Raw genomic sequence first — 25530 nt, forward strand, 5'->3', positions numbered from 1 at the left:
TTTCTTTCTGTCTACTGAAAGGTTCTAGAAAATGTACTTAAATCCTTCTTTTATTAGCTTGAAAGGGGATTATACACTATTTCTCATGCTATCAACAAAATGAAAAAGTGCTATATATTTTAATACAACACTCAAAATCACAAAATATCTATTTTAAAAGGCGGTTGTACAGACTGGTTTATCTAATACAGTAAATATAGAATTTAAGACTGGAAGGAAAGTAGGGTCGCTTATCTCTACTTTACTATACATATACAATTCTTTTAATGTGATAACACCCATCAACAAAGAAGACAGTTCTGTTATATCAATTTTAACCTCTACTTCAACAATGCCAAAATCTATAACTTCTAGTAAACCATCCTTCACTTGAAATATATATTCCCCTTGATTTTCAGGAAAGAAAGAATCTTTCACATAGAGTTTCCATTTCAAGTCAGGTACATTAGAAAAACGTTGACTAATCTGTTGCATAAAACCTTTCACATGAATAATTCGATACATTAATCCTACACCTGCTGTTGCACTTGGATGGTACACACTCGGTATCAAATCTGATGAGCCATTACGGGCATCATTTACGAAAAATCTCACATTTTCATCCTGTGTGTTCCATTCAATTCGTTGTACTTGGTCTGCTTGACTATTTAAAAATGTGCTAAGTTCTAATAATGCTTCTGGGGTTTCATATATGAATTCCTTAATAACAATCTTATTTAGCATAAAATTTGTTTCGCTTTGTTTTTGAAATGTAAAGACTAGATAGCCTTGTACTTTTTGATTCTTTCTAAAAGCTACGATTCGGTTTTCAGTATTTTTAAACAGAGCTTTCCATTCGTGCGCGGTTTTGTAAAACATCCCATGTCGGCTTTCGACAACACGGTTATAACAAAATGATAATAGCTCCATGTCTTCTTCATTTACATAGTGTAAATGCTGTTTCGAAGGACCTTTTGGAAAACTAGCAGGCTCTAATAAGTATTGATAGATGCTAGAACCATAGCCAAACCCCATATTCTTATAAAAATCAGGTCTAAAAGGATATAAAGCTACTTGATGAACCCCTTTTTCCTTAAATATTTGGAGAAACTGTTCAATCAGTTTTTTTGCAGCTTGCTCTTTTTTACGTAGTAAATCGACCGCTACGAGACCAACACCTCCAATGCTCACCTTATTCCCGAATAAATTCATTTCATAATAATGAATGCGCATCCCCGCAATTAGCTTCTGATCTCTAAATAATCCAAAGAAATCTACAGCTGAATCATCTTGTTGCTTACTTATTAGAAATTCTTTAAATTTTTGTTTTTCATGAGGAGTATTCGCTAATATTCCTGGGTAAGCATTGGCAACAATATCTACGAACTCTTTAAACTCTGTTTCCGTAACTAACTTTCTTATTTCCCCCATCTAAATTCTCCTTTTACATTTCAGAATCTCATAAATTGATAGATGCATAGTTAGAAATTGAATCGATTTTCTACACCATCAATAACCAGCTTTGTGTGATATACCTGTAAGGGTTGATAATTAATAATATTTATTAATTGTTTCGCCATCTCCTCAGAAGTAGGTGAAAAATCATTTTTAATCCAATTCATGATTAACCCCCAAACCCCATAGGCCCGGTATGTGATAAAAAAGTCATCTTCTACTTCATCAGAACTATAAGATATATCCTCTTTATGAAGCAAAATCATAGTATTAATAAATTTGTTTTGAAAGCCAGGAATCCCTTCTGAAAATTTCCATAAACAATAAAAGTTTTTATGCTCAAAAATATAGTCAAAAATAGCTACTTTAGATGGTGATAGATTATCTACTTGAACAAATTTTGCATTTTTATAAGGATAGCGAAATGCATCTCGAAGCTTCATCAGCATTTCATTCACTAAATCTTCAACCAGTGCTTCTTTATCTTGGTAATGACGATAAAAGGTTGTTCGGTTGTTGTCTGCGTTTTCGACAATATCTGTAACGGTAATACTATGGTACGGTTTTTCCATCATTAGCTGAATAAATGTATTTTTTAAGTTTCGTTTTGTTCTACGTATACGGCGATCTTCTTTCCAATTTTTCATAGAATTGCTCTCCTTTACTTTGAGAATTACAAGTTACTACCAATTAGAAAAATCTATAAGAAAAATTCCATGAAATGCAACAGTTTAAATACTTCTGTTGCTTAACGATACAACAACGAAAAGTTTAATGATTGTTAATGACTACCATTCTTTTATACTTAAAAGCAAGTAAGAAATGTTTGGTAGTTTCAAAAATGTAAACGGATACAGTATGTTTTTATTAACTATTTTAACATTCTGAAATCTAAAGTTCTAATCTAGTACACTTTTGAATTGGTAAATAATGATAAGGGGGAGTCTAATTATGAGATTGCATGAAAAGGTTGTCATTGTTACAGGTGGAGCAAGGGGAATGGGTGCAAGCCATGTTAGAAAGTTAGTAGGTGAAGGAGCAAAAGTCGTATTTACTGACATTCTTGAGGAAGATGGAAAGAGACTAGAAAGTGAACTTGGAGAAAATACGCTTTTTGTAAAGCATGATGTGACGAGTTCAACAGATTGGGAAAATGTCATCCAAAAAGCAGAAGATGCTTTTGGCCCTATAAATGTTTTAGTGAACAATGCTGGTATCGATGTTCCAGAAGTAAGTACTGATGAATATCCAGAAGAAACATACAGAAAAGTCATCGAAGTAAATCAAACGTCCGTATTTTTTGGAATGAAATATGTTGTGCCATCTATGAAAAAAGCTGGTGGCGGATCAATCATAAATATATCTTCACTTGCAGGAATTGTTGGTGCATATAAAAAGATAGCATACACAGCATCAAAATTTGCAGTTAGAGGAATGACAAAAGCAGCTGCGCTTGAACTAGGGGATTATGGAATCCGTGTAAATTCGGTTCACCCTGGTTTTATCCGAACACCAATGACTGAACACTTGATAAATGATGAATTAGTAAAGATGTTCCCTTTAAGAAAAGCTGGAGAACCAGAAGATGTTTCGAACCTAGTTGTATTTTTAGCATCTGACGAATCGAGCTATTCTACGGGTTCTGAGTTTGTCATTGACGGTGGTTTAGGGGCGCAATAATAGTACATTAGTTAAATAATTTTAGAATAGGAGAATATGAACTATGGGAAGATTAGCAGGAAAAGTAGCAATTATTACTGGTGCAGCTAGTGGAATGGGATTAGCTGGAGCACAACTATTTGCTAAAGAAGGTGCGAAAGTAGTCGCAACGGATATTTCAAATGCACTCGAAGAAAGAGTAAGTGAAATTGTTGCAAATGGTGGTGATGCCATTGCAGTTCGTTTAGATGTAGCAAGTCCTGATTCTTGGAATGAAGTTATCGAAAAAACGATTGATAAGTATGGAAAGATTGATATTCTTGTAAATAATGCAGGAATCCATATCGCTAAAGGGATACTAGAAGCTGAATTAGATGACTGGAATAAAGTAATGACAATTAATACTACAGGAGTTTGGCTAGGTATGAAATCCGTCATTCCTCATATGCAAAATAATGGTGGAGGTTCAATTGTCAATACTTCATCTATCGCAGCAATCGTAGGTGGAATTGCTGATGCAGGAGGCGCGGCTTATAGTGCATCTAAAGGAGCAGTTCGTGCGCTGACAAAACATGCTGCTCAATGGTTTGGTAAAGACAATATTCGTGTTAACTCTGTTCACCCAGGTGCAATTTATACTGGTATGGTAGCAGCAGTAGGTATAAAATCTCAAGAAGAAATGGGTTCAAACTATGAAGGCAGAGCAGCATTAAAACCTTACGCTGGAGAACCAATGGACATTGCAAATGCATATTTATATTTAGCTTCTGATGAATCTAAATATGTAACAGGATTAGAACTAGTTGTTGATGGTGGATGGACAACAAATTCATAATTATGTAATTTTTATAGAATAGAATAGAATAGAATAGAATAGAATAGAAGTTAAGAGGAGACCTATCAAAAAAACTAGGTCTCCTTTTTACGATAGCACAAAAAAGTATCGATTCTCTGATTTAGTATCATAACTTAAAAGTTTTTCAATATAAAACTTCTTGATGTTCTAAAGGGAATTGTTAATGGTGTACAAGCATAACCAATTCTTTGACTTATCATGAATCCACTTCCTTGAACCCGATTGGGGTAGCTGCTGGTTTTCCGAATAGATAGCCTTGGAAAAGCTCATACCCAATTTGTTTTAACCAATTAAAGTCTTCTCTCGTTTCAACACCTTCTGCTAAAGGAGTGGAACCAATCTCAATCGCTTTTTCTAAAAAGGATTGTGCAGTTTGTTGTTTGTGAGGATCAAAGGCTACACCTTGTACATACTTCATATCTAGTTTCATATAACGCGGCTGCAGATGTGCTAACGTATCAATCGTACTAAAGCCTTCTCCAACATCATCTAATGCGTATTGGAATCCTTTGTCTCTATAGTAAGTTAGGATATTTTTTAAATGATCTAAATCTTCAACTTGCTCTGTCTCAACCACTTCAAACACAAAGCGATTTGGGTTGATTCCTAATTGATTTGCTAATGAGATTGTCGATTTTAAACAAAACTCAGGTGAGTAAATTGAAGTAGGTATAAAATTGATAAATGCAATAGTATCGATTTTTGTAGAATGTTGTACTGCAGTCAGTCGACATAAACGATCTAATGCATATAATCGCCCACGTTTTTTGGCGGCAGTAAAGATTTCATTTGGATATATTGTTGATCCATCCTCATGTTGAAACCTAGCAAGCAATTCATAGGCATATATATTTTCTTTTCTATCAACAATAGGTTGAAAATGACAAGTAATTAGTTTTTTTCGTATGACTTCATCAATCCATCCAGCTTGAATATATTGTTGTATGTCCCTTAGTGGATTCCACGGTAGGTTATCTATGCGAAAAAATATCTTCTCTGTTTCCATATGAACTTCACAAAAATCTAGAAATTCTCTAATCCCCGATTCTTTTATTTCCAGGTGCTCATCCTCTACTTTTACCCATAAATTTCTCCGCTTTAAGTGATTAACTATATTTTGCATCATCGATAAATTTTCTGTTCCCTTTAACTTAACCTTATAGATTATTTCTAACATTAAACAACTATGGCACTCCAAATCAATTGTCCTCCTTAACATATGATTGTTAGTAATTACATTTTTTTGGTAATGAATAAATAACTCTATTTACATTGTAATCTATTTAGATAAGGTTGTATAATATTTGTATAATGATGTTATACAAAAATTATACAAATGAGGTCAGTATATAAAAAGTTGGTATTGATATTCATAAAATAGATTGGGGAGTAGAAAGATGAATAGTGCAGCTTATCATGTAACGAATGAACATATCATTCAAGCCATTGAAGACAATCTTGCAATTATTAGATTTGACTTAAATCGGCAGGTAGTTTATGTAAATAGACTATTTGCCCAATCGTTAGGTTATACAGTAGAAGAAGTATATGGAAAAAGACATGAAGAATTTTGCTTTCCAACCTTTGTAGACAGTTCGGAATATGAGAAATTTTGGGCAAATCTATGTTCCGGAAAAAAATTCCAAGATAAAGTAGAAAGAATCGATGCTGGCGGAAATCGAGTTTGGTTAGAAGCAACTTACATGCCACTATTTGAGAAGGAAAGTGGGAAAGTGATTGGGATATTAAAAATAGCTACTAATATTACAAAACGCCAAAACTCTGTTGTAGAAGTTGCTAATGAACTAAATCAAATGTCCGCGGAGTTGTTCAATCGTTCTAAAGCTGGAATTTTGAGAAGTGAAGAATTAGGGGATACGTTAAAGAGAATTTCCACAGATTCAAAGGATAATATACAAAAATTGTTAAGCTTACAAAATCAAACAGATTCTATTAAAGGAATTGTTAAGACTATTAAACAAATTGCTTCTCAGACGAACTTGTTAGCCATCAATGCAGCAATAGAAGCAGCTAGAGCTGGAGAGTATGGACGGGGATTTGATGTAGTTGCAAAAGAAGTTAGAAAACTAGCTATCCAAGTTGAACAATCGATTTCCGAGGTAAAAGATACAATAGAAGAAATTGTTCGTGAGATGGAACATGAGACCCACAATATTACACGCATATCCAAAAACATAGATGAAATGCATAAACAGGTGGATGTGGCAATCAATGATTTTTCACAAATCATGTTGTCGGCTGAAGCTCTGGATCAGAGAGCACATCAATTTAGGGAGATTATTTAATAAAACTATGTATGTAAGACATTATGGGCTTCCAATTTAAACTATTAGGAAGCCCATACTATATATCAAAAATTATAATTTATAAACTATCGTTATAAAGAGCCCATAAAATCTTAGTACTTTTCCATGTACAATAACTTAATGAAGATGCTTTTTTAAAAAATGAAGTACTTCATTAAAAGCATTTTGCACAGTTGAATCATTCCAATCTTCGTCAAATACATGTTTACCATTTGGAATCGTTACTAACTTATTTTCAACTGAAGCTTCTACCAATGCTTTCGACATAAGTACTGACTGTTCATATGGAACATCCTCGTCCAATGTACCGTGTAATAATAATGTTGGTGGAAAACTTTCATTCACGGAATGTAGTGGACAATAAGGTAAAAGTTCAACATTACTCATACCACTTATTTTTTCAATCCATCCACCACTTTGTCTAGCGTGCATATATATTGCGTAACGTTTTTGAATTGGTCCAATCGTAATTACTTCTTTAGAAACGAGCATATCAGCTAACTCTTTTGGAACTTTTGTCATCTTTTGATAATGAGGACTTGGCTTTTGTGCCCAATCTGCAGTGATATCACCGTATCCATAGAATGAAACAATCGCTCTTGGCTTTTTATCAAGGGTTCCTGTTAGTAGAGCTAGATATCCACCAGCTGAACCACCAATAACAGCAATTTTTTTTGGATTATAGTTAAACTGTTTTGAACCTTCATTTTCCAGCCATTTAAGAGCATCTTCTATATCTGTTTTAATGTCGGGAAGCTTTGTTTCAGGTGCTAGACGATAATCAATCGAAAATACATTAAATCCTGCATTTAAGTAAAATTGTACCTGTTCAGTCTTTATATCTTCTCTCGATCCCCAAACTAGTCCTCCACCGTGGATATAAACAATTAATGGAGCAAATTCTATAGTAGTCGGATAAAAATCCGCGTGTATTTGGAATTTCTCTGCTTTTTTATAAACGACAGTTGTTTTCATCTCGTTGTTCACACACCTTTAACAATTATTCAATTTTTCATTATAGTGTAACAGCAAAGTGAAAGAAAAGCTTTAAGGACCGTTAGGACTGAAAAAGGCTTGGTTACAACACCTTTAAACTTATAAAGATTAGTTTCTTATTTGGAGAGATCTATTTTTATCCAATTTTGCTAAAAATTTATTTAACTTTTATCCTAATTATCAAATGTATCTTAATGTTACCATTTATAAAATTAAAGTATATATTGAAAGCGCTTTCGACTAATCCTAACCAATAAAACGATTAGTTTTAGGGAATAACTTATTGTTAGGAAATGATCCTCGTATCAAAACTATTGAAGAGGGGTCTTTAAAAATGGCAAAAATTTTAGTGGCAGGGGATATTCCACAAAAGGGATTAGACTTGCTAATGGAAAAACACGAAGTTGAAGTATTTCATGGTGAAATACTAATTACTGAAGATGAACTAAAAGAACGCATTCAAGATAAAGATGCTCTATTAAGTTTACTATCAACACCTGTGACTAAAGAGATTATTGATTCAGCACCAAATTTGAAAATAATAGCGAATTATGGAGCGGGCTTCAATAATATAGATTTCGAATATGCGGCTTCGAAAGGAATACCAACAACAAATACTCCTTTTGCGTCAACTGCTGCAACAGCAGATTTAACAATTGCATTATTGTTAGCTGCTGCAAGAAGAGTAGTAGAGGGAGATAATGTGTGCCGAACTGTTGGGTTCAATGGGTGGGCTCCTTTATATTTTAGAGGAAGAGAAGTAACTGGTAAAACAATTGGAATTGTCGGTTTTGGACAAATTGGACAAGCAGTAGCGAAAAGAGCTGCTGCATTTGATATGAAAGTTTTATATTACAGTCCACATCAAAAAAGTGCTGATGTAGAGAAATCATTAAATGCAACCTATGTCTCATTAGAAGAACTGATTAAACAGGCTGATTTCATTACACTTAACTGTTCCTATAATCCAAGTATGAAGCACATGTTTAGTACTGAACAATTTAAAATGATGAAAGAAACAGCCTATCTAATTAACTGTGCGCGCGGACCTATAGTAGATGAGGCAGCTCTTATAAAGGCTCTTGAGGAAAGAGTTATCGAAGGAGCAGCATTAGACGTTTATGAGTATGAACCTACTATTGGTGAGGGCTTAAAGTTTCTTAATAATGTTGTTTTAACACCTCATATTGGGAACGCTACATTCGAGGCGCGAGATGATATGGCTAAAATGGCTGCTGAGAATATTGTAAAAGTATTAAATGATGAGAAACCTTTCTATGTAGTAAACGGTGTAAATTAAAATTACAATGAAGCAATAAGGAGGAACTGTAATGATGTATGATTTAATTATTAAAAATGGAAATGTAGTATTCCGAGATGGTGTCCGTAAAGTAGATATCGGTGTAAAAGATGAAAAAATTGCATGTATTGCACAAGAAATTACAGATACAGCAAATGAAGTAATTGATGCTAGTGGTCAATATGTTATGCCAGGAATGGTCGATACACATGTACACATTAGTGAACCAGGCCGAACAGAGTGGGAAGGTTTTGAAACAGGTTCAAAGGCAATGGCAGCTGGAGGAACAACTAGTTATGTGGAAATGCCTTTAAATGCACTTCCTGCAACAATTAACAAAGAAGCCCTAGATTTAAAACTTGAAGCAGCTGTAAATCAAAACTATGTAGACTACGGCTTCTATGGCGGACTTGTCCCTGAAAATTTAGATAAACTAAAAGAAATGTGGGACGGTGGGGTATTAGCATTTAAATGTTTCCTTTCTGATATTACAAGTGATGTTCCTGGTGACTTTACGCATGTAGATGATTATTCCATGTATAAAGGGATGCAAAAAATTGCTGAATTAGGTGGCATATTATGTATTCATGCTGAGAACCCAAATGTTACAAAACGACTTACAGAAGAAATGGTAAGAGAAGGCCGCACATCAGCAGCAGACTATGTAGATTCTCGCCCTACTTTTACTGAGGTTGATGCTGTGCAACGTGCAATTTTGTTTGCTAAAGAAACAGGGTGTAAATTGCATTTAGTACACATTAGTACATCTGAAGCAATTCAAGTAATTCAAAATGCAAAGGCTGAAGGTGTAGATGTAACTGTTGAGTCATGTCCACACTATTTTGCAATGAATGCTGAGATGCTACCTGAAATTGGACCAAGAGCAAAATGCCAGCCTCCACTACGTAGAGCAAAAGACCAAGAGAAATTATGGGAAGAATTACTTAACGGAAATATTGACTGGTTAACTTCTGACCATTCACCATGTACTGAAGATTTGAAACAAGGTAATATCTTTGAAGCATGGGGCGGTATAAGTGGAGTTCAAAACAATGTAGATTTAATGTTCGATTTAGCTGTTAAACAACGTGGTTTAGCTGTTGAAAAATTTGTTGACTTAATTGCATACAATCCTTCACAAAGATTTAATTTACCAAACAAAGGTGAAATTGCAGTAACAAAAGATGCTGACATTATTTTAGTAGATCCAAATCAATCGTATGTTGTAAAAAGAGAAGATTTATATTATAAAAATAAACACTCTGCATATGAAGGACGTAAAATTGACTGTCGCGTAACAAAAACAATCGTTCGTGGTAATGTTGTATTTGACTTAGAACAAGGAATTGTTGGCGAACCTAAAGGGAAACTTCTTTCAGCTGGGAAATAAACAACGTTTGTGTAAAGGGAGATCATATAGATGGCAACTTACGATTTAATAATTAGAAATGGTCAAATTGTAACTTCAGAATCCGTAACAACAGGAGATATTGCCATTAAGGATGGCAAAATTGTTGAAGTAGGATCACAAATTAGTGGTCAAGGAACGAACGAAATAAATGCAGAAGGTCTCCATGTGTTCCCTGGGTTAATCGATACACATGTTCATTTTAATGAGCCGGGAAGAACAGAGTGGGAAGGTATTGAAACTGGAAGTAAAAGCTTAGCGGCAGGTGGAGTAACATCCTATTTCGATATGCCATTAAACAGTACACCTCCAACGATTGATAAGGAAAATTTAGACATAAAGAAAAAACTTTCAGCTGAAAAATCAGTGGTAAACCCGAACTTCTGGGGTGGACTAGTTCCAGAAAATATCGGTAAATTAAAAGAGCTTCATGAAAATGGAGTTATTGGCTTCAAAGCATTCATGTCCCCAAGTGGAATTGATGATTTCAATCGTGCGGACGATGAAACCCTCTATAAAGGAATGAAAGAAATAGCAGCTGTTGGATCTAGACTTGCTGTTCATGCAGAAAGTACAGTTATGTGTGATCAACTTGCAACAGAGAAAATTAGAGCTGGTAAAACATCAGCACGTGACTTTGTTGAATCTAGACCAATCATCTCTGAGATTGAAGCAGTTCGTAGACTAATTTCTTATGCAGAAGCGACAGGCTGTAAAGTACACGTAGTACATGCAAGTAGTAAAAAAGTTGTAGACGTTATAAATGAGGCAAAACAAAAAGGCGTAGATATAACTGTTGAAACATGTGCACATTACTTAGCGTTAACAGTTAAAGATTTAGAAGAAAAAGGTGGATTAGCAAAATGTGCTCCTCCACTACGTGACCAAGATGAAGTGGACGATCTATGGACTGCTGTGCTAAATGGTGAAGTTGACATGATTGCTTCTGACCACTCTCCAGCACCAACTTCAATGAAGACTGTAACAGATAATTACTTTGAAGGTTGGGGAGGTATTTCTGGTGCACAATCTACATTAAATGTATTGCTTACTGAAGGACATTTTAAACGAAACTTGCCTTTAGAAAAAATCGTTACATTAATGGGGACAAATCCTGCTAAAGTATTTGGTTTAGCAAACAAAGGTAATATAGCTGTTGGATACGATGCAGATATTGCAATTGTAAACATAAATGAGAGCTTTAAATTAGAAAATGATGACTTATTTTATCGTCATCAACATTCCCCATATGTAGGAATGACGTTTAATGGAAAAGTAAAAACTACAATCGTAAATGGTAAAGTAGTGTTTGAGAACGGCACTTTTCTAGATGCTTAAAAAATAGTAAGATCTCAATAATAAAGGGCTGAGGGTTATAATTCTCCGCCCTTTTCTTCTATAGGGAAGGAGGATTGTTATTGGAGTTTTCCGTTAAAGACTTGTTGACATTATCATCTCTTAAAAATGCAAATGTATTAAGTGGGAAACAATATTTACATAAAGTGGTCAAAGGATCGACTATTATGGAAGCGCCAGATATTACTGACTGGTTACAGGGTGGAGAACTACTTCTAACAAGTTTATACCCAATTCTTTCATTTAATGAGGAAGAACAACGTCAGTTTATTGCAAAATTGGCTGAAAAGGATATTAGTGCTTTAGTAATTAAAACCCATCGATTTGTAAAAGAAATTCCCAAGTCAATTATTGATGAAGCAGAAAAGTGCAGGTTGCCGATTATACAAATACCCAAAGAGGTTCCTTATGTTGATATTATGTATCCTGTAATGGAAGAAATTTTAGATCTTCAGGTAAAAAGACTTCAGTATTATAAAGAAATCCATGACCAGTTTACTGCTTTATCATTAGCAAATGAAAGTGAAGAAAAAATTATTGAAACATTAGAGAAGCTAATTGGTAATCCTGTTGCTTTGTTTGACCGTAATTTTATATGTTTAGCATCGACATCGCCATACTTAACAAACTTCGAGATTGTTGCAAAAAACTACCATGTAAATGAAAGTGAAATGATGAAATTTCCTCATTATCGTCAAGTAGTTAAGTATCGTGAACAACAAGAGAAAGTAGGGCATCAAATTGTTGTCCAGATCGAGACTATTAATCATATAAAAACTTATTTATTAATCGGGGAAATGAATAAACCCTTACAAGAACTTGATTTTATTGCGGTAGAAAATGCTGCAACTTCTTTATCTCTTGAATTAGTTAAAAAGTTTGCAGTTGCTGAAGTAGATAAACGGTTTAAAAATGATTTACTAGAGCAGTTAATAGAAGGAAAAGTACCCCCGAATATACTGTATCATGATGCCAATTTAATTGGTTGGGATATTGAAGGGTCTTTTGCAGTTGTACTATTAAAACTAAGAAAAAGTGCAGACCGGGTATCAACGAAAAAATTACGGCGTGGAATATCCAAAGGTGGTAACGAGGAAACACTTCTAGATGAGAGTATGTACCGCTATTTACCTCAAGCTATAACTGGCAATAAGAGCGGATTAAAAGTTGTTCTTTGGAAAGTCAATTTAGAAGATCGCCATTGGTTAAAGAATATTAAAGACAATGTAACAAAGATTATTGAATGGGTAAACAAACAAGATAAGGATATTATGATTCAAGTTGGTATTGGGACGTTGTCAGAAGATGTGAAGACTATTTCAGATAGCTATATCAAAGCTAGAGATGCCTTGGAATATGGAGAAGTATTAAATGGTAAAGAATCCATTACATCGTATTCTGAATTAGGAGTCTTTAGAATGCTAGGGCAGTTCACCGATACAGAAGATTTAAAGTCCTTTATTCCACCATCATTACAGATGTTGTTAGATTACCAACAAGCAAATAAGTCTGACTTGATAACCACATTAAAAGTATTTTTACAGTGCAATCAAAATGCAACAAAAGCATCTCAACAGCTGTTTATCCATCATAAAACGGCTGTGTATCGTATTGAACGAATTAAAGAAATTACCGGAATGAATTTTGATGATGCTGAAGAAATGTTATTAGTACAAATCGGATTAAAGATAACCGAACTTCTTGAACGAGAAAAATTAAATAAATATTAAATTAATAGGAGTGTTTTGTAATGGTTAGAAAAACGTATCGTGGAAAAAATGTAACAGCTTCAGGACCGTATTCTCATGCAGTTGATGCGGATCCGTTTGTATTCTTTTCTGGACAAACAGCTATGAATTCTGAGACTGCTGAAGATTTAAAAGGAAATATTGCTGAGCAAACTAAACGATGCTTTACAAATTTAAATGACGTACTTGAAGCAGCAAATTTAACGTTTGATGATGTAGTCAAAGTAAATGTATATCTTACGGATATGGGTAACTTTAATGCCATGAATGAAGTATATAAGACATTCTTCAATGATCCGTATCCAGCTAGAACATGTGTAGCTGTATTAGCATTGCCATTAGGTGCAGAAGTAGAGATTGAATTTATTGCTAAAAGAAAAGCATAAATAAAAGTTAGATTATGCTTGTTGAAATAAATTGGCTGGGATTAAAGATAACTTTCAACCAAAGTAAGTATTACGTATAATAAAAATCTGCTAACGCTATATTAGAAAGTCGTTCGTTGGAGAGGCATGCGAAGACTCCAGCAGGACGTAGAAGCAGTCATGAGACCCCGGAGAGCTTTAGCTCCCGGAGGCTCATGGCTTCCCTGCGGAAAGCGAAGCATGCTTCGGAAACGAACGTCGCTATATCAAAAGGTACAATCCCAATGAATGGTGGATTGTACTTTTTTACTTATGTCCCGGCCTGTTTTATACTAGAAACAAAAAACGCAACTATATAACAATCGTCATACAGTTGCGTGTATTTAAAAGGCGTTAGACATTCTTTTGAACATTTGCTTTTTCTTCAATACCAACCTTGTCCCAATCCATTGTATTCTCGACAATTATTGCTATAATCGAACCCATCAATAAGCCACTTGATAGTAAAGGTTGAGCAAATTGAGGTAAAGTTGACCAAGCTGAACCTGGAATAGCAAACAAAACTAAACCGATAAACAACGGAATTGCTGCACGGTAAACGTTAGTTGAGTTAAATGATACTTTTTTATACCATTCAAGAGCAGATCCAAATAGTGTTACGTACGATACGAATAGCACGGCACTACCTATACTTAATGGAAGTAGTGTAAAGAAATAACCTACTGGAGGAATAATCCCCATAATAAAGAACATAACAGAACCGAAAATGAATGGCATTCTATCATATATTTTTGTTTGTTGGATGAAACCGATAGATGACACAAACGGTGAATATGGTACTAACCCTAAGACACCAGATAATAGACTTTGAACACCAGTAATTACAAATGAATTACGATAGTCTTTACTTGTTGATGGTTGCTCTGGATACATAATGTCTGTACCTTTAATTGAACCATATTGTTTTGAAAGATTTAAAATACCAGTTACAACTACTGTGATAATAATCCCCATATTCCAAGCAGGTTCACCTAGAGGGAATAAAAATAATTCAAGAGTAAGTGGAACTTCACCGCCGCCTAATTGGCTGCTAGAACCTAATAGTATTGCAAATAAAGGCCAACCGATAATGATACCAATTAACATTGAATACTGAGCTACTTTTTTCGAACCTTTTATAGTTAAGATTAATACCAATAATACAATAGCAATTGATAAAAGGCCCATTCCTATATCAATCGTACCTTCAGCTGAAATAAACATACCTTTAAAGAAACTGATACAAAGTGAAACACCAAATAGTAACATGAAAGTTCCCATTACACTTGGGTTAAATAATTTTTCTAAAACATAACCAAAGCCAGTAACACCGATTAGTATAGTTAAGATACCCGCAATGATTACACCAACTGCAATACTTCCACCAACCTCTGCTAAAGGAATACCTTGTGCAGCAGACATTGAAGATAGCGCTAAAATTACACCCCACCATAGTCCCGAAGGTCCATCCATTATTGGTCTTCTATGACCAATAATTGCTTGTAATAAACATCCTATCCCACCAATTATAAAGGAAAATTGCATCATACTTACAATTTTTTCTTGACTTAAGTCATATGCAGCACCAATCGTAATTGGTACTACAACTGTGTTAATAAAAATAAACATTAACCATTGTAAACCGCCAAGCCAGTTATCGACTTTTTTTATTTCATTCATATTATATTCACTTCTTCTTTCCTGAAAAATTTACTAATGAACAACAGCTTTACTGATCTTTTCTTTGTTATGTGATGATGTAACATTTGTATACACTGTTGAAATATTTGCTAAAATCACTAGGATTAACGTTCTTAAAAAAAAATGGGGGACGATGATGTACCTTGATGTATGATAGTTTCCCTTTGTTAATAAAAAGTTATGTTTGTTTGGCGTTATGAAATTAAAACACCATGCATTCATACTTTTTTATTAAAATAATCAGCTTATATAGTGTAGCAAAAAGCAAATTCGATACAGAGAACTACAAAGGATGAAATTTTATTTTTTTTTTATCTACAATTGCTAAAGAAAAAATCTAATTCGTCCATAGTGAGGAGTAATTAATAAAAACTAGAGCAGATTATTCAAAGGGAACTTTTTGAGAACTTTTTATGTATTGATGATTAATAAAAAAACATAAAGACAACTTTTAGCGCACTTCAAAAGTGCGAGTAATTAATAGTTTATTCCCACAATTCTTAATAATTTATACTATTGAATGCTATTTTTCCTTGATTTGTAAAAATTTTTTTTGTCTATTTTGTACAACGGTTTGTACGAATGAACTGTAATTATGATTATTGTTATGCAACGTTTATAGCGAACGGTTGTCCATTTTGTTTAATTGACATAAAGACCATACGAAAAAACCTATGTATAATAAAAAATGTTCAAGGGTGAAAACGTTTTCGATAGGATTATTAGTTGAACAAAGTGATAAATTTTTTGCAAATTGAAGTAAACTACCTAATATTGGGGAGGAAAATTATTATTCAAAATGCAAACACTAACTAATGTGAATTAATAAACAAAGTGTTTAAACTTTTACTTATCGTTAATATATCGCAGCAAAATACATCAAGAAAAAGGAGTATGTCATATGTCAAACGATACTAACATGACAAATATTGAACAAGTTTCGGTTTTGGATAAATCACTACACCCAAAAACTGATAATGAAAGAACTGTCAATTCAAAAGATTATATATTCATGTGGATTGGCGATGGAGTTAACATAGGGAATATGACGTTAGGTGCCAGTGTAATTATTGCAGGGATCGCAACGTTAAACCTTTTCCAAACTATTTTGGCAGCATTAATTTCAATCGCAATTATTTCAACGATTTTCGCATTAAATGATCGACTTGGTTATAAATCAGGTATTCCATACGTTGTCCAATTGAGAATGGCTTTCGGAACAAAAGGTACAGTTATTTCTTCATTACTACGAGGGGTACCCGCTATCGTATGGTATGGTGTTCAAAGTTGGATCGGTGGTACAGCATTAAATGAGATAGCTAAAATTGTAACAAATGGATCTTTTGACAACATTTTTATCTGTTTCGTAATTCTTCAATTAGTACAAATTGTAATTTCACTTTACGGTTTCCATGCTATTAAGTGGGTAGAGACAATTGCATCTGTAATCTTCATTATCGGACTTATTTATGTATTTTGGATTCTTGTAACACAGTATGGTACTGAAATTACTACAACTTGGGTACAAGCTGAAGGTACTTGGGGATTACCATTCTTCGCATTAATTATGGTGTTCTTAGGTAACTATGCAGGTATTTTCGTAAGTGCTGCAGACTATTCAAGAGAATTAAAAACAGGTCTAAGCAATACTAAGCGTGGAGCATTATACTTTATTCCAATTACACTTTCATACGGTTTCGTTATTGTAATTGGTGCAATGTTAGCTGCAGCAACAGGAATAACAAATCCTGCAATTGCATTACCAGTAGTACTTGATAATGATATTCTTGCAGTAGCTGTTTCAGCGTTTATCGTATTTACAGTAATTGCTACAAACATGGTGGCAAACGTTATTCCACCAACATATGTAATTCAATTATTAACTAAAATGAAATACAAACCAGCTGCGATTTTAGCAGGATTACTTGCACTAGCTGCATTCCCTTGGTTACTAATACAAGAGTCTTCAGCACATGGACTAAATATGTTCGTACTAATCTACTCAGCATTTTTAGGACCAGTTATCGCAATTCTTTTAGTGGATTATTATATTATTCGTAAACAAAAAGTAGATATTACTGATTTATACAACGACGGAGGTTCGTTTGCGGGGTACAATCCTGCTGGTCTAATTGCAATGTTCGTCGGTGCTGGAGCAGCATTTATCCTAGTAGACATCGCATGGATTATTGGGTTAGTTGTAGCAGGACTTACTTATTATTTACTTACAAGATATGCATTTAAAGGTTCAAGCTTCAAAAACGGAACATCTTTTAAATAGTTAGCTTAAAACAATACCTCATGGTGAGTATCTCCCATGAGGTATTGTTTTTGTCATTTTAAAATGAGTCCAGTTTTCTCACTAGACTCATTTTTAGATACATATTAATGGTTTACTACATTTTCATCTTCATTTAGTATTGCGCCAATAACAAGTGCAACACGTATTCTCAAAGAATCAGCTGGATCGCGAAGGGAACAGTTTAGCACTTCCTCTGCTTTTGCTATTCGATATTTCACTGTATTTCGATGGACAAATAATTTTCTAGAAGTTTCGGAGATTTCGCATTGAGAATCCAAATAGACTTGAATTGTTTTTATTAACTCTATGTCTTCTTTTGTTTTTGGAAAAGCTAATGATTTTAATGTATTTTCATAAAGCGCTTTTATATCTTTCCGAGGAAGCGCTTTTAATAATTCCTCTAAATCCCTTGTTTTGTAATATTTAATAAAACCATTTAATTTTTGTTCATAACCTTGGGTAATTGCTTCTACAGCTTCCTGATAGATTGTAGGTATTTCTTTAAGGGATGGAACAGAATGGCTTACACCAAATGAAAGGGTAAAGTCCCCATTGAAATTTGTTTGGATTTTTTCTAGAAATTGAGTAATTATATTAACTTGCTCATCACCATATTTCTGGAACTGTACAACCATTGCAAAGTATTTTCCCTTTGTGAATAGCGTAGCTGTTACACCTTCATTAATAATTTCATCTTCGATTTGATCGTAAACAGTATTATGAAGTTCACCTATTTTTTTTTCGTAAAGTTGTAACGATTCGTACTCTTCACCTTTTGTATCGATTGTGCAAACTATGCAAACATTCTCCATATTTTTTTGTAGTCCGTAATAGTTTGATCGACTTAATATTTCTTCGTCTGATTGAATCTTCATTTCAATAAGATCTGCGAAGAAATTGTTTTTTAACAATCTAGCATTTTCTTCGATTGCTTGCTCCTTGACTATTGTAAACGATATAACGTTACCAGCTTGTTCTATTGCCATTTGTGATGAAGGGTAAGGTAGAGTAAGTGAGTCAAATATAACGAGCATACTTGGATATTGCCGTTTCGTATGAACTGAAAATGTTGTAACACTTTCAAGTTCCCTTGAGGGAATTGTGAAAGTAGTACCTTCTCTTGCAAGAGGTAAGTCTTCTTTTACTTTCTCAATAACTTCCTCTTTAACTTGCTTCATGGATTCCTTTATAAAATGGTGACTTTGAGCAATTTCCTCACCTCTATGGTTTAACAAAAGGCAAGGTCGTGCCAAAAGGTGACCTAATTGTTCTAATAATGCACTAAGGCTATAACCTTTAATTAGCATATCAGAAAACTCTTTTTGAACATGCAACGCATAATATAATTGCTCGGCCTCATGATCATTTAAGTAATTTAAAATATGACGGGAAACTTCCCCTAATGTATGTGCTGTAGGTAAGTCGATAATCGGAAATGCTAAATTATCAGCTAATAGTTTTACTTCGGTCGGCAGCTGATGGAAGAATCGATTAATTTTAATTACAATGCCTGAACAATTTAGGTCGTTCATCTGTTTTATTAACTCACAAAATTCTTGCGTATTATCCTTAAATGCATATCCAGTTGACAAAAGAAGGAAATTTTCTGCCAAAAAATTAATTGCATCCGGCGTATCTGATATATTTACAAATTGTACATTTCTAGTGAGGCCGCGATGGCCAGCAAGTACAACTGCTTCTCTCATACCTTCTAAAATAAATAAATCATTTACAGTTTTCATTCGAGGTTCCTCTCTTTTATCGTACAAATTTTCTGCTTTAGTTACAATTCTGTTCATTTTACGGTATACATAAACAAAAATCAAAGCAAAATTTGTTCATTGTAAACAATAATTTTATTTAAACAGTACTTGTAATCAACTATACGAATAGGTAGAATTATCGAAATATAGAAGTAACCTAACTTTTCATACAGAAAGGGTGATTGTTATTAATGAATTATTAAAATCGAGTAACTGGATCTCAGGCTTGCAATGGCTCTTTTTTATTTTTACCAACATAGTAATTATTCCGATCACTGTTGGAGCAGCATTTGAGCTTTCTCCAAACACAATTGTCAATATGCTACATCTTTCCTTTATCGTGACAGGGTTGGCATGTATTGTTCAAGCTATCTTTGGGCATAGACGTGCCATTATGGAAGGGCATTCTGGGCTATGGTGGGGTGTAATTTTAACTTTATGTAGTTCGGCTGTAGCGCAAGGGATGCCTTTATCACTTTTAGGAGGCAGTTTAACTGTTGGAGTAATAATTACTTCGATATTGACTTTTTTAATGGGTATCACTGGAGTCGGACCACGAATTGCTAAGTTATTTAACCCTGCAGTAATGGGCGCATTTATGTTTTTGTTCGGATGCCAATTGGTTGGAATCTTTTTAAAAGGGATGCTAGGCATTCCATTTGGAAACCAAGCACAGAGTGTGCAAATCGATATTGCTGTATCTCTATTATCAATAGCAATCGCAATTATTGTAATTTTAATTAGTGTGAAAGCACCTTCAAGTATTCGACGTTATGGGTTACTCATTGGAATTATCGGTGGTTGGATTATTTATGCGATTATTTTCAGACCAGAAAATGCTGTAAGTGCAGGGACATCGCTTGGGTTTGAGCTATTTCCATTAGGGAAACCTGCATGGGATATAGGAATAATTGTTACTACAGTAATTGCAGGATTGTTAAACACTGCTAATACATTTGGGTCTTTAAAAGGAACCGAGGAACTGTATAATGTGAAAACAACAAATTCCGAATACAGAGCTTCTTTTACTATTACAGGAATTTTTACTTTTATAGCTGGTATTTTTGGACTTGTTCCAAATTCGCCTTACGTTTCATCAATTGGTTTCTTAAGTCAAACAGGAATAATAAAAAGAATTCCCTTAGTGTTAGGTGGATTTATGTTTCTTGTCATAGGACTCATACCACCGATTGGTAGTTTTTTCTCACAACTACCTTTAAGTGTTGGTAGTGCTGCACTTTTTGTATCATATTTACTTCTTTTCAATTCTTCCTTGAATTTCTTCAAACAGGTTGAATTTAATACTGTTAATATTTATCGTTCGGCTATTCCGATATTTGTAGGTGTTGTAATTATGACCCTTCCAGCTACTTATTTTGTCTCGATTCCAAGTGTGATTCGACCAGTACTTAGCAGCGGATTATTAGTTGGAATTATCCTCGCTATACTATTAGAGAATCTTATAAAATGGGATCGATACGGGGATATTGGGAAAAATCACAAGGAAAATGAAGATAGCTTAAATATAGAGAATTCAAAAGAATTAGAGCTAAAATAAAGAATTTCAATACAAGGCATCTACTCCAATACTGCTGAGTGGATGCCTTTTTCTATAATTTTAGGATGGATAATGGATTTTTAACGGGTTATAAAGTAGGTAAAATTTGGAACATTAGTAAGAGAACAAAGAAGTTATTACTACAAATGTACCTAATTTTTAAGGAGTTATCCATTTCGGAGAAATAATATAAATACCTTTATCTGCTAGTGCTAAAGAATATTTATTTGGTACCGTTTACAATGGTTATAGAACTAAAGATATTAAGTTGATATAAGACTTTAATGCATACTATCGTAAAGTCTACAAACAATAAATAGCGTTACAAACCAATTTAAAAAGAAATATTACATAACGTGGAAAAGGGTGGTGAAATAGGTGAACGATATGAAAAATATAGTGCAAAACCTTGATCTAACCGAAGAAACAGATAGCAGACTTGAATGGTTAGCGGGATACGGAAAAGATCCTAAAGGTGGTGTTTCTCGTTTACTGTATACAAAAGAGTGGGTTGAAGGTCAAAACGCACTGAAAGAATGGATGGAAAGCGAAGGCCTCGAAGCTCGTTTTGATGATATTGGAAACCTATTTGGTACATTAAAAGGTCAAAATACGAATGAAACTATTTTAACTGGCTCTCATGTGGATACTGTTACAAACGGCGGACGTTTAGACGGTGCATATGGAATTGTAGCCGGAATACTTGCGTTAAAGTACTTAAAAAAACATTTTGGTCAACCTTTAAGAAACATAGAAGTTGTTTCTATGGCTGAAGAAGAAGGAAGTCGTTTCCCTTACTCGTTCTGGGGTTCTAAAAACATCGTTGGTTTAGCTAAACGAGAAGATGTAGAAGGTATCAAAGATTTTGATGGTGTTCCATTTGTTGAAGCCATGAAAAACGCTGGCTTTGACTTTAGAGATGAATCTAAGGAAACACGTAAGGATCTAAAAGCGTTCGTAGAAGTTCATATTGAACAAGGTAGTGTATTAGAAAAAGAAGGAATCACTATTGGTGTAGTAAATAGCATTGTTGGACAAAGACGTTATACAGTTGAAATATCTGGTGAAGCGAACCACGCAGGTACAACACCTATGGGATATCGAAAAGATGCTGTTTTTGCTTCAAGTCATATTATTCATGAGATTATTACTATGGCAAAAGAAACTGGTGATCCACTTGTAACAACAGTTGGTAAATTTGAGGCTTATCCAAACATCGTAAATGTTGTACCAGGAAAAGTTATTTTTACAATTGATGTACGTCATACAGATAAACAAGCTATCATTTCCTTTACAGAACAAATGACAGCAAGAATGCAAGAAATCGCAAAAGAACATGAAGTTGAAATGAATATCGACCTTTGGATGGATGAAGATCCAATCCCAATGGATCAAAAGGTCGTTGAGCTGATTGAAAAGCAATGTGATGATAACGGCTTAAATTATAAAGTGATGCACAGTGGTGCAGGGCATGATTCTCAAATTTTTGCTGCACATGTACCTACTGCAATGCTGTTCGTACCGAGTCGTAAAGGTATAAGTCACAATCCGGCAGAATTTACTGAACCGAAAGACTTAGCTGAAGGTGTAAAAGGTCTTATCGGTGCTTTATATGAACTTGGTTATAAATAATTCGCAACATACAACATTGAATTAGCTTCTAACGTATGCGAAATTTAAAAATAAAAAATATTGAGGCAATCAAAGGAGATAAAGGATTATGGGATACCCAAAAGATTTACTTTCTAGCAGATCAATTATTAAACACGGTTTATACGCACTTATTACTCCAGAAGGATTAGTAAATAATATTATTCCTGGATTTGAAAATTGTACGATCTCAATTTTAGGTTCACCAAGATTAGGGGCTAGCTTCGTTGATTACATCGTAACAATGCATGAAGGCGGAAAAAACAGCCAAGGTTATTGCGGTGAAGCAGACGTTGAAACGTTTGTATATGTACTTAACGGTAAAGTGAAAGCAAAAGCTGGGGAAGAAGAATTTGTACTTGAAGATAGTGGCTACTTATATTGCCCACCTGGAGTAAAAATGTACTTAGAAAACTTAGAATCAGGTGATTCTCGCCTATTCCTTTACAAACAAAAATATAAACCGCTTGAAGGTAAAAAACCTTGGACAGTATCTGGCCATGCAAACCAAATTGAGTTCAGAGATTATGATGATATGCACAATGTTCATATTAAAGATCTATTACCAACAGACATTGACTTTGACATGAACTTCCATATCTTATCATTTGACCCTGCAGCAAGCCATCCATTTATCGAAACACATTACCAAGAGCACGGGGCATACTTACTATCTGGTGAAGGTATGTACAATCTTGATAACGAATGGATTCCTGTTAAAAAAGGTGACTATATCTTCATGGGTCCTTATGTACATCAAGCAGCATATGCAGTTGGTAGAGAGCCACTAGCATATGTATATTCAAAAGATTGTAACCGCGATGCATCACTAGATAAAAAATAATTTTAACACCCAAACTTCAGATTTTACTTAATAGCTTGTTCATCAAAAAAAGTAGGTGTCTAAAAAATGAGAGTAACAAAAGAAGAATTAAAACAATTAATAAAAAACAAACTCCATAAAGCAGGTTTAACTGAAAGTCATGCAGATACAGCTGCAGACGTACTAGTATTTGCTGATGCACGTGGAATACATTCACACGGATCAATGCGAGTAGAATATTATTCAGAACGAATTGCAAAGGGTGGAATCAATACAAATCCTAACTTCCAATTTGAAAAAACTGGCCCTTGTTCTGGTGTATTTCACGCTGATGGAGGCAATGGTCTAGTTGCGGCTAAAGAAGCAATGAAGGAAGCTATTGCAATTGCTAAAGAAAACGGTGTAGCAATCGTTGGTGTTGAAAATATGTCACACAGTGGTGCGATATCGTACTTTACTGAACAAGCAGCAGATGAAGATTTAGTTGCTTTAAGTGTTACTTTATCAGATCCAATGGTAGTTCCATTTGGTGGATCAGAGCCTTATTACGGAACGAACCCAATTGCCTTTGCAGCACCAAGTAGCGACGGAAGAAAAATTACATTAGATATGGCAACAACTGTCCAAGCATGGGGGAAAATCCTATATGCTAGATCAAAAAATGAATCAATTCCTGATTCATGGGCAGTTGATGCAAATGGAAATCCAACTACAGATCCACATAAAGTGAATGCATTATTACCTATTTCAGGTCCAAAAGGATATGGACTTATGATGATGGTTGACGTATTATCAGGAATTCTTCTTGGACTTCCTTTTGGTAACAAGGTTACTTCTATGTACAATGATTTAACAGAGTATCGTAAACTAGGTCAACTTCATATCGTTATTAATCCATCATATTTTACTGACTTAAATCAATTTAAACAAAATATTACACAAACAATGGCAGATTTAAATAACATTAAACCTGCTCCAGGCTTCTCTAAAGTATTATATCCTGGTCAAAACAATGATGAAGTAATTGAGAAGTATGAAAAAGATGGAATTGATATCGTCGATGATATTTATGAATATTTAGTTTCTGATGTAGTTCATAACAATAAATACGATAATAAAGACCCTTTTGCAGAGTAAATAGGTTTCTTATTGGAAAGTGGTGAATGGGATGAGAGTAAGTAAAGAAAAATTAAAAGAATTAATTACTAATAAACTTAACAAAGCTGGTTTAACTGAAGAACATGCAGCTGGTGTTGCAGATGTATTAGTTCATGCGGATGCAAGGGGTGTACACTCCCATGGAGCAATGCGTGTTGAGTATTATGCTGAACGAATTGCTAAGGGTGGTATAACTCATAATCCTGAATTCAAATTCGAAAAAACAGGACCTTGTACAGCAGTATTTGATGGTGACAACGGGGTAGGTCACGTTGCAGCAAAACTTGCGATGGACGAGGCAATTAAGATGGCAAAGGAAAACGGAATCGCTGTAGTAGGCGTAAGAAGAATTGGCCATAGCGGTGCCCTTTCCTATTTCGTACAACAGGCAGCGGAAGCTGATTTAATCGGAATTTCTTTATGTCAATCAGATCCTATGGTCGTACCGTTTGGTGGAGCAGAACCTTATTATGGTACAAACCCAATTGCTTTTGCAGCACCAGGTAAAGACGGCAAAAATATTACTTTCGATATGGCAACTACTGTACAAGCATGGGGGAAAATACTCCATGCTAGATCGAAAAATGAATCAATTCCAGATACTTGGGCAGTTGATAGCAATGGAGAACCAACGACAGATCCATTTAAAGTAAATGCTTTACTTCCAATCTCAGGGCCAAAAGGATATGGACTGATGATGATGGTGGATGTATTATCAGGAATTCTGTTAGGCTTACCTTTTGGTAAAAATGTATCATCTATGTACCATGATTTAACGGCAGGCCGTAATTTAGGGCAACTTCATATCGTTATTAACCCAGAATATTTTACGAATTTAAACACATTTAAAGAAGCAATTGCACAAACTATGCAAGATTTAAACAACATCAAGCCTGCTCCAGGATACAACCAAGTATACTATCCAGGCCAAAGAAGTGCAGAAAGAGAAGAAGCATATGAAAAAGACGGCATCGAAATTGTCGACCACATATATGACTATTTAACTTCTGATGTTATTCATAATAACTCATATGATCATAAAAGCCCGTTTGCAAAATAAAATGTAAAATTGCTGTACAAAAGGGGC

General features: G+C 34.4%; 20 protein-coding genes. 14 read left to right on the top strand and 6 right to left on the bottom strand.

Annotation, left to right across the window (positions count from 1 at the left end):
- Nucleotides 1-153 precede the first annotated feature (153 nt).
- Both CD29_RS07305 and CD29_RS07310 read right to left on the bottom strand, forming a co-directional pair.
- Entirely contained in the window at nucleotides 154-1410 is a 1257-nt protein-coding gene (locus CD29_RS07305; RefSeq protein ID WP_036184783.1) for a GNAT family N-acetyltransferase, read from the bottom strand.
- A gap of 50 nt (nucleotides 1411-1460) precedes the next feature.
- Nucleotides 1461-2081 carry a TetR/AcrR family transcriptional regulator gene (locus tag CD29_RS07310; protein ID WP_052124046.1) on the bottom strand — a complete coding sequence of 207 codons (621 nt, stop codon included), beginning with the start codon at nucleotides 2079-2081 and terminating at the stop codon, nucleotides 1461-1463.
- A 301-nt stretch (nucleotides 2082-2382) separates the two neighbouring features.
- Here CD29_RS07310 and CD29_RS07315 point away from each other — a divergent pair, with 301 nt between their 5' ends.
- Nucleotides 2383-3114, top strand: a complete 732-nt coding sequence (locus CD29_RS07315) for a glucose 1-dehydrogenase (protein ID WP_036184970.1) — start codon at nucleotides 2383-2385, stop codon at nucleotides 3112-3114.
- Between the two features lie 43 nt (nucleotides 3115-3157).
- Nucleotides 3158-3928, top strand: coding sequence for an SDR family NAD(P)-dependent oxidoreductase (locus CD29_RS07320; RefSeq protein ID WP_036184786.1), 771 nt, complete (start codon nucleotides 3158-3160; stop codon nucleotides 3926-3928).
- Between the two features lie 217 nt (nucleotides 3929-4145).
- On the opposite strand, the gene CD29_RS07325 is transcribed toward CD29_RS07320, so the two are convergent.
- On the bottom strand, nucleotides 4146-5147 hold the full coding sequence (locus tag CD29_RS07325; protein ID WP_036184788.1) for an EAL domain-containing protein: 1002 nt from the start codon (nucleotides 5145-5147) through the stop codon (nucleotides 4146-4148).
- A 199-nt stretch (nucleotides 5148-5346) separates the two neighbouring features.
- On the opposite strand from CD29_RS07325, the gene CD29_RS20860 reads away from it, so the two are divergent.
- A complete protein-coding gene (locus tag CD29_RS20860; RefSeq protein ID WP_036184791.1) occupies nucleotides 5347-6255 on the top strand; it encodes a methyl-accepting chemotaxis protein in 909 nt (302 codons plus the stop codon).
- A gap of 138 nt (nucleotides 6256-6393) precedes the next feature.
- On the opposite strand, the gene CD29_RS07335 is transcribed toward CD29_RS20860, so the two are convergent.
- Nucleotides 6394-7263, bottom strand: coding sequence for an alpha/beta hydrolase (locus CD29_RS07335; RefSeq protein WP_235801794.1), 870 nt, complete (start codon nucleotides 7261-7263; stop codon nucleotides 6394-6396).
- Nucleotides 7264-7606: 343 nt separating this feature from the next.
- On the opposite strand from CD29_RS07335, the gene CD29_RS07340 reads away from it, so the two are divergent.
- The 5 genes from CD29_RS07340 (at nucleotide 7607) to CD29_RS07360 (ending at nucleotide 13470) form a co-directional block, all read left to right on the top strand.
- Entirely contained in the window at nucleotides 7607-8572 is a 966-nt protein-coding gene (locus CD29_RS07340; protein ID WP_036184972.1) for a 2-hydroxyacid dehydrogenase family protein, read from the top strand.
- 31 nt (nucleotides 8573-8603) lie between these two features.
- The gene (gene allB / locus CD29_RS07345; protein WP_036184801.1) at nucleotides 8604-9962 is read left to right on the top strand and encodes an allantoinase AllB; all 1359 of its coding nucleotides are present in this window, start codon (nucleotides 8604-8606) and stop codon (nucleotides 9960-9962) included.
- Nucleotides 9963-9992: 30 nt separating this feature from the next.
- Nucleotides 9993-11318 (top strand): allantoinase, encoded by a 1326-nt coding sequence (locus tag CD29_RS07350; RefSeq protein ID WP_036184802.1) that lies wholly within the window; start codon nucleotides 9993-9995, stop codon nucleotides 11316-11318.
- An 80-nt stretch (nucleotides 11319-11398) separates the two neighbouring features.
- Entirely contained in the window at nucleotides 11399-13066 is a 1668-nt protein-coding gene (locus tag CD29_RS07355; RefSeq protein ID WP_036184804.1) for a PucR family transcriptional regulator, read from the top strand.
- A 20-nt stretch (nucleotides 13067-13086) separates the two neighbouring features.
- Entirely contained in the window at nucleotides 13087-13470 is a 384-nt protein-coding gene (locus tag CD29_RS07360) for a RidA family protein (protein WP_036184806.1), read from the top strand.
- A 372-nt stretch (nucleotides 13471-13842) separates the two neighbouring features.
- Here the strand turns inward: CD29_RS07360 and CD29_RS07365 are convergent, their stop codons facing one another.
- A complete protein-coding gene (locus CD29_RS07365; protein ID WP_036184808.1) occupies nucleotides 13843-15168 on the bottom strand; it encodes a uracil/xanthine transporter in 1326 nt (441 codons plus the stop codon).
- Between the two features lie 922 nt (nucleotides 15169-16090).
- Between CD29_RS07365 and CD29_RS07370 the strand changes: the two genes are divergently transcribed.
- Nucleotides 16091-17470 (top strand): NCS1 family transporter, encoded by a 1380-nt coding sequence (locus tag CD29_RS07370; protein ID WP_036184810.1) that lies wholly within the window; start codon nucleotides 16091-16093, stop codon nucleotides 17468-17470.
- Nucleotides 17471-17574: 104 nt separating this feature from the next.
- Here the strand turns inward: CD29_RS07370 and CD29_RS07375 are convergent, their stop codons facing one another.
- Nucleotides 17575-19233 carry a PucR family transcriptional regulator gene (locus tag CD29_RS07375; protein WP_036184812.1) on the bottom strand — a complete coding sequence of 553 codons (1659 nt, stop codon included), beginning with the start codon at nucleotides 19231-19233 and terminating at the stop codon, nucleotides 17575-17577.
- 199 nt (nucleotides 19234-19432) lie between these two features.
- Between CD29_RS07375 and CD29_RS07380 the strand changes: the two genes are divergently transcribed.
- The 5 genes from CD29_RS07380 to allD (CD29_RS07400) all read left to right on the top strand — a co-directional run bounded on the left by CD29_RS07380 (nucleotide 19433) and on the right by allD (CD29_RS07400) (nucleotide 25503).
- On the top strand, nucleotides 19433-20812 hold the full coding sequence (locus tag CD29_RS07380; protein WP_235801795.1) for a uracil/xanthine transporter: 1380 nt from the start codon (nucleotides 19433-19435) through the stop codon (nucleotides 20810-20812).
- Between the two features lie 387 nt (nucleotides 20813-21199).
- Entirely contained in the window at nucleotides 21200-22444 is a 1245-nt protein-coding gene (gene allC, locus CD29_RS07385; RefSeq protein ID WP_081976183.1) for an allantoate deiminase, read from the top strand.
- Nucleotides 22445-22532: 88 nt separating this feature from the next.
- The gene (allE, locus tag CD29_RS07390) at nucleotides 22533-23306 is read left to right on the top strand and encodes a (S)-ureidoglycine aminohydrolase (RefSeq protein ID WP_036184816.1); all 774 of its coding nucleotides are present in this window, start codon (nucleotides 22533-22535) and stop codon (nucleotides 23304-23306) included.
- Between the two features lie 66 nt (nucleotides 23307-23372).
- Complete coding sequence (allD, locus tag CD29_RS07395; RefSeq protein WP_036184817.1) at nucleotides 23373-24422, top strand: ureidoglycolate dehydrogenase; 1050 nt, start codon at nucleotides 23373-23375, stop codon at nucleotides 24420-24422.
- A gap of 31 nt (nucleotides 24423-24453) precedes the next feature.
- Nucleotides 24454-25503, top strand: coding sequence for an ureidoglycolate dehydrogenase (gene allD / locus CD29_RS07400; protein ID WP_036184818.1), 1050 nt, complete (start codon nucleotides 24454-24456; stop codon nucleotides 25501-25503).
- The last annotated feature ends 27 nt before the right edge of the window (nucleotides 25504-25530 follow it).

It is taken from the genome of Ureibacillus manganicus DSM 26584 (assembly GCF_000772945.1).
Taxonomy (GTDB): Bacteria; Bacillota; Bacilli; order Bacillales_A; family Planococcaceae; genus Ureibacillus; species Ureibacillus manganicus.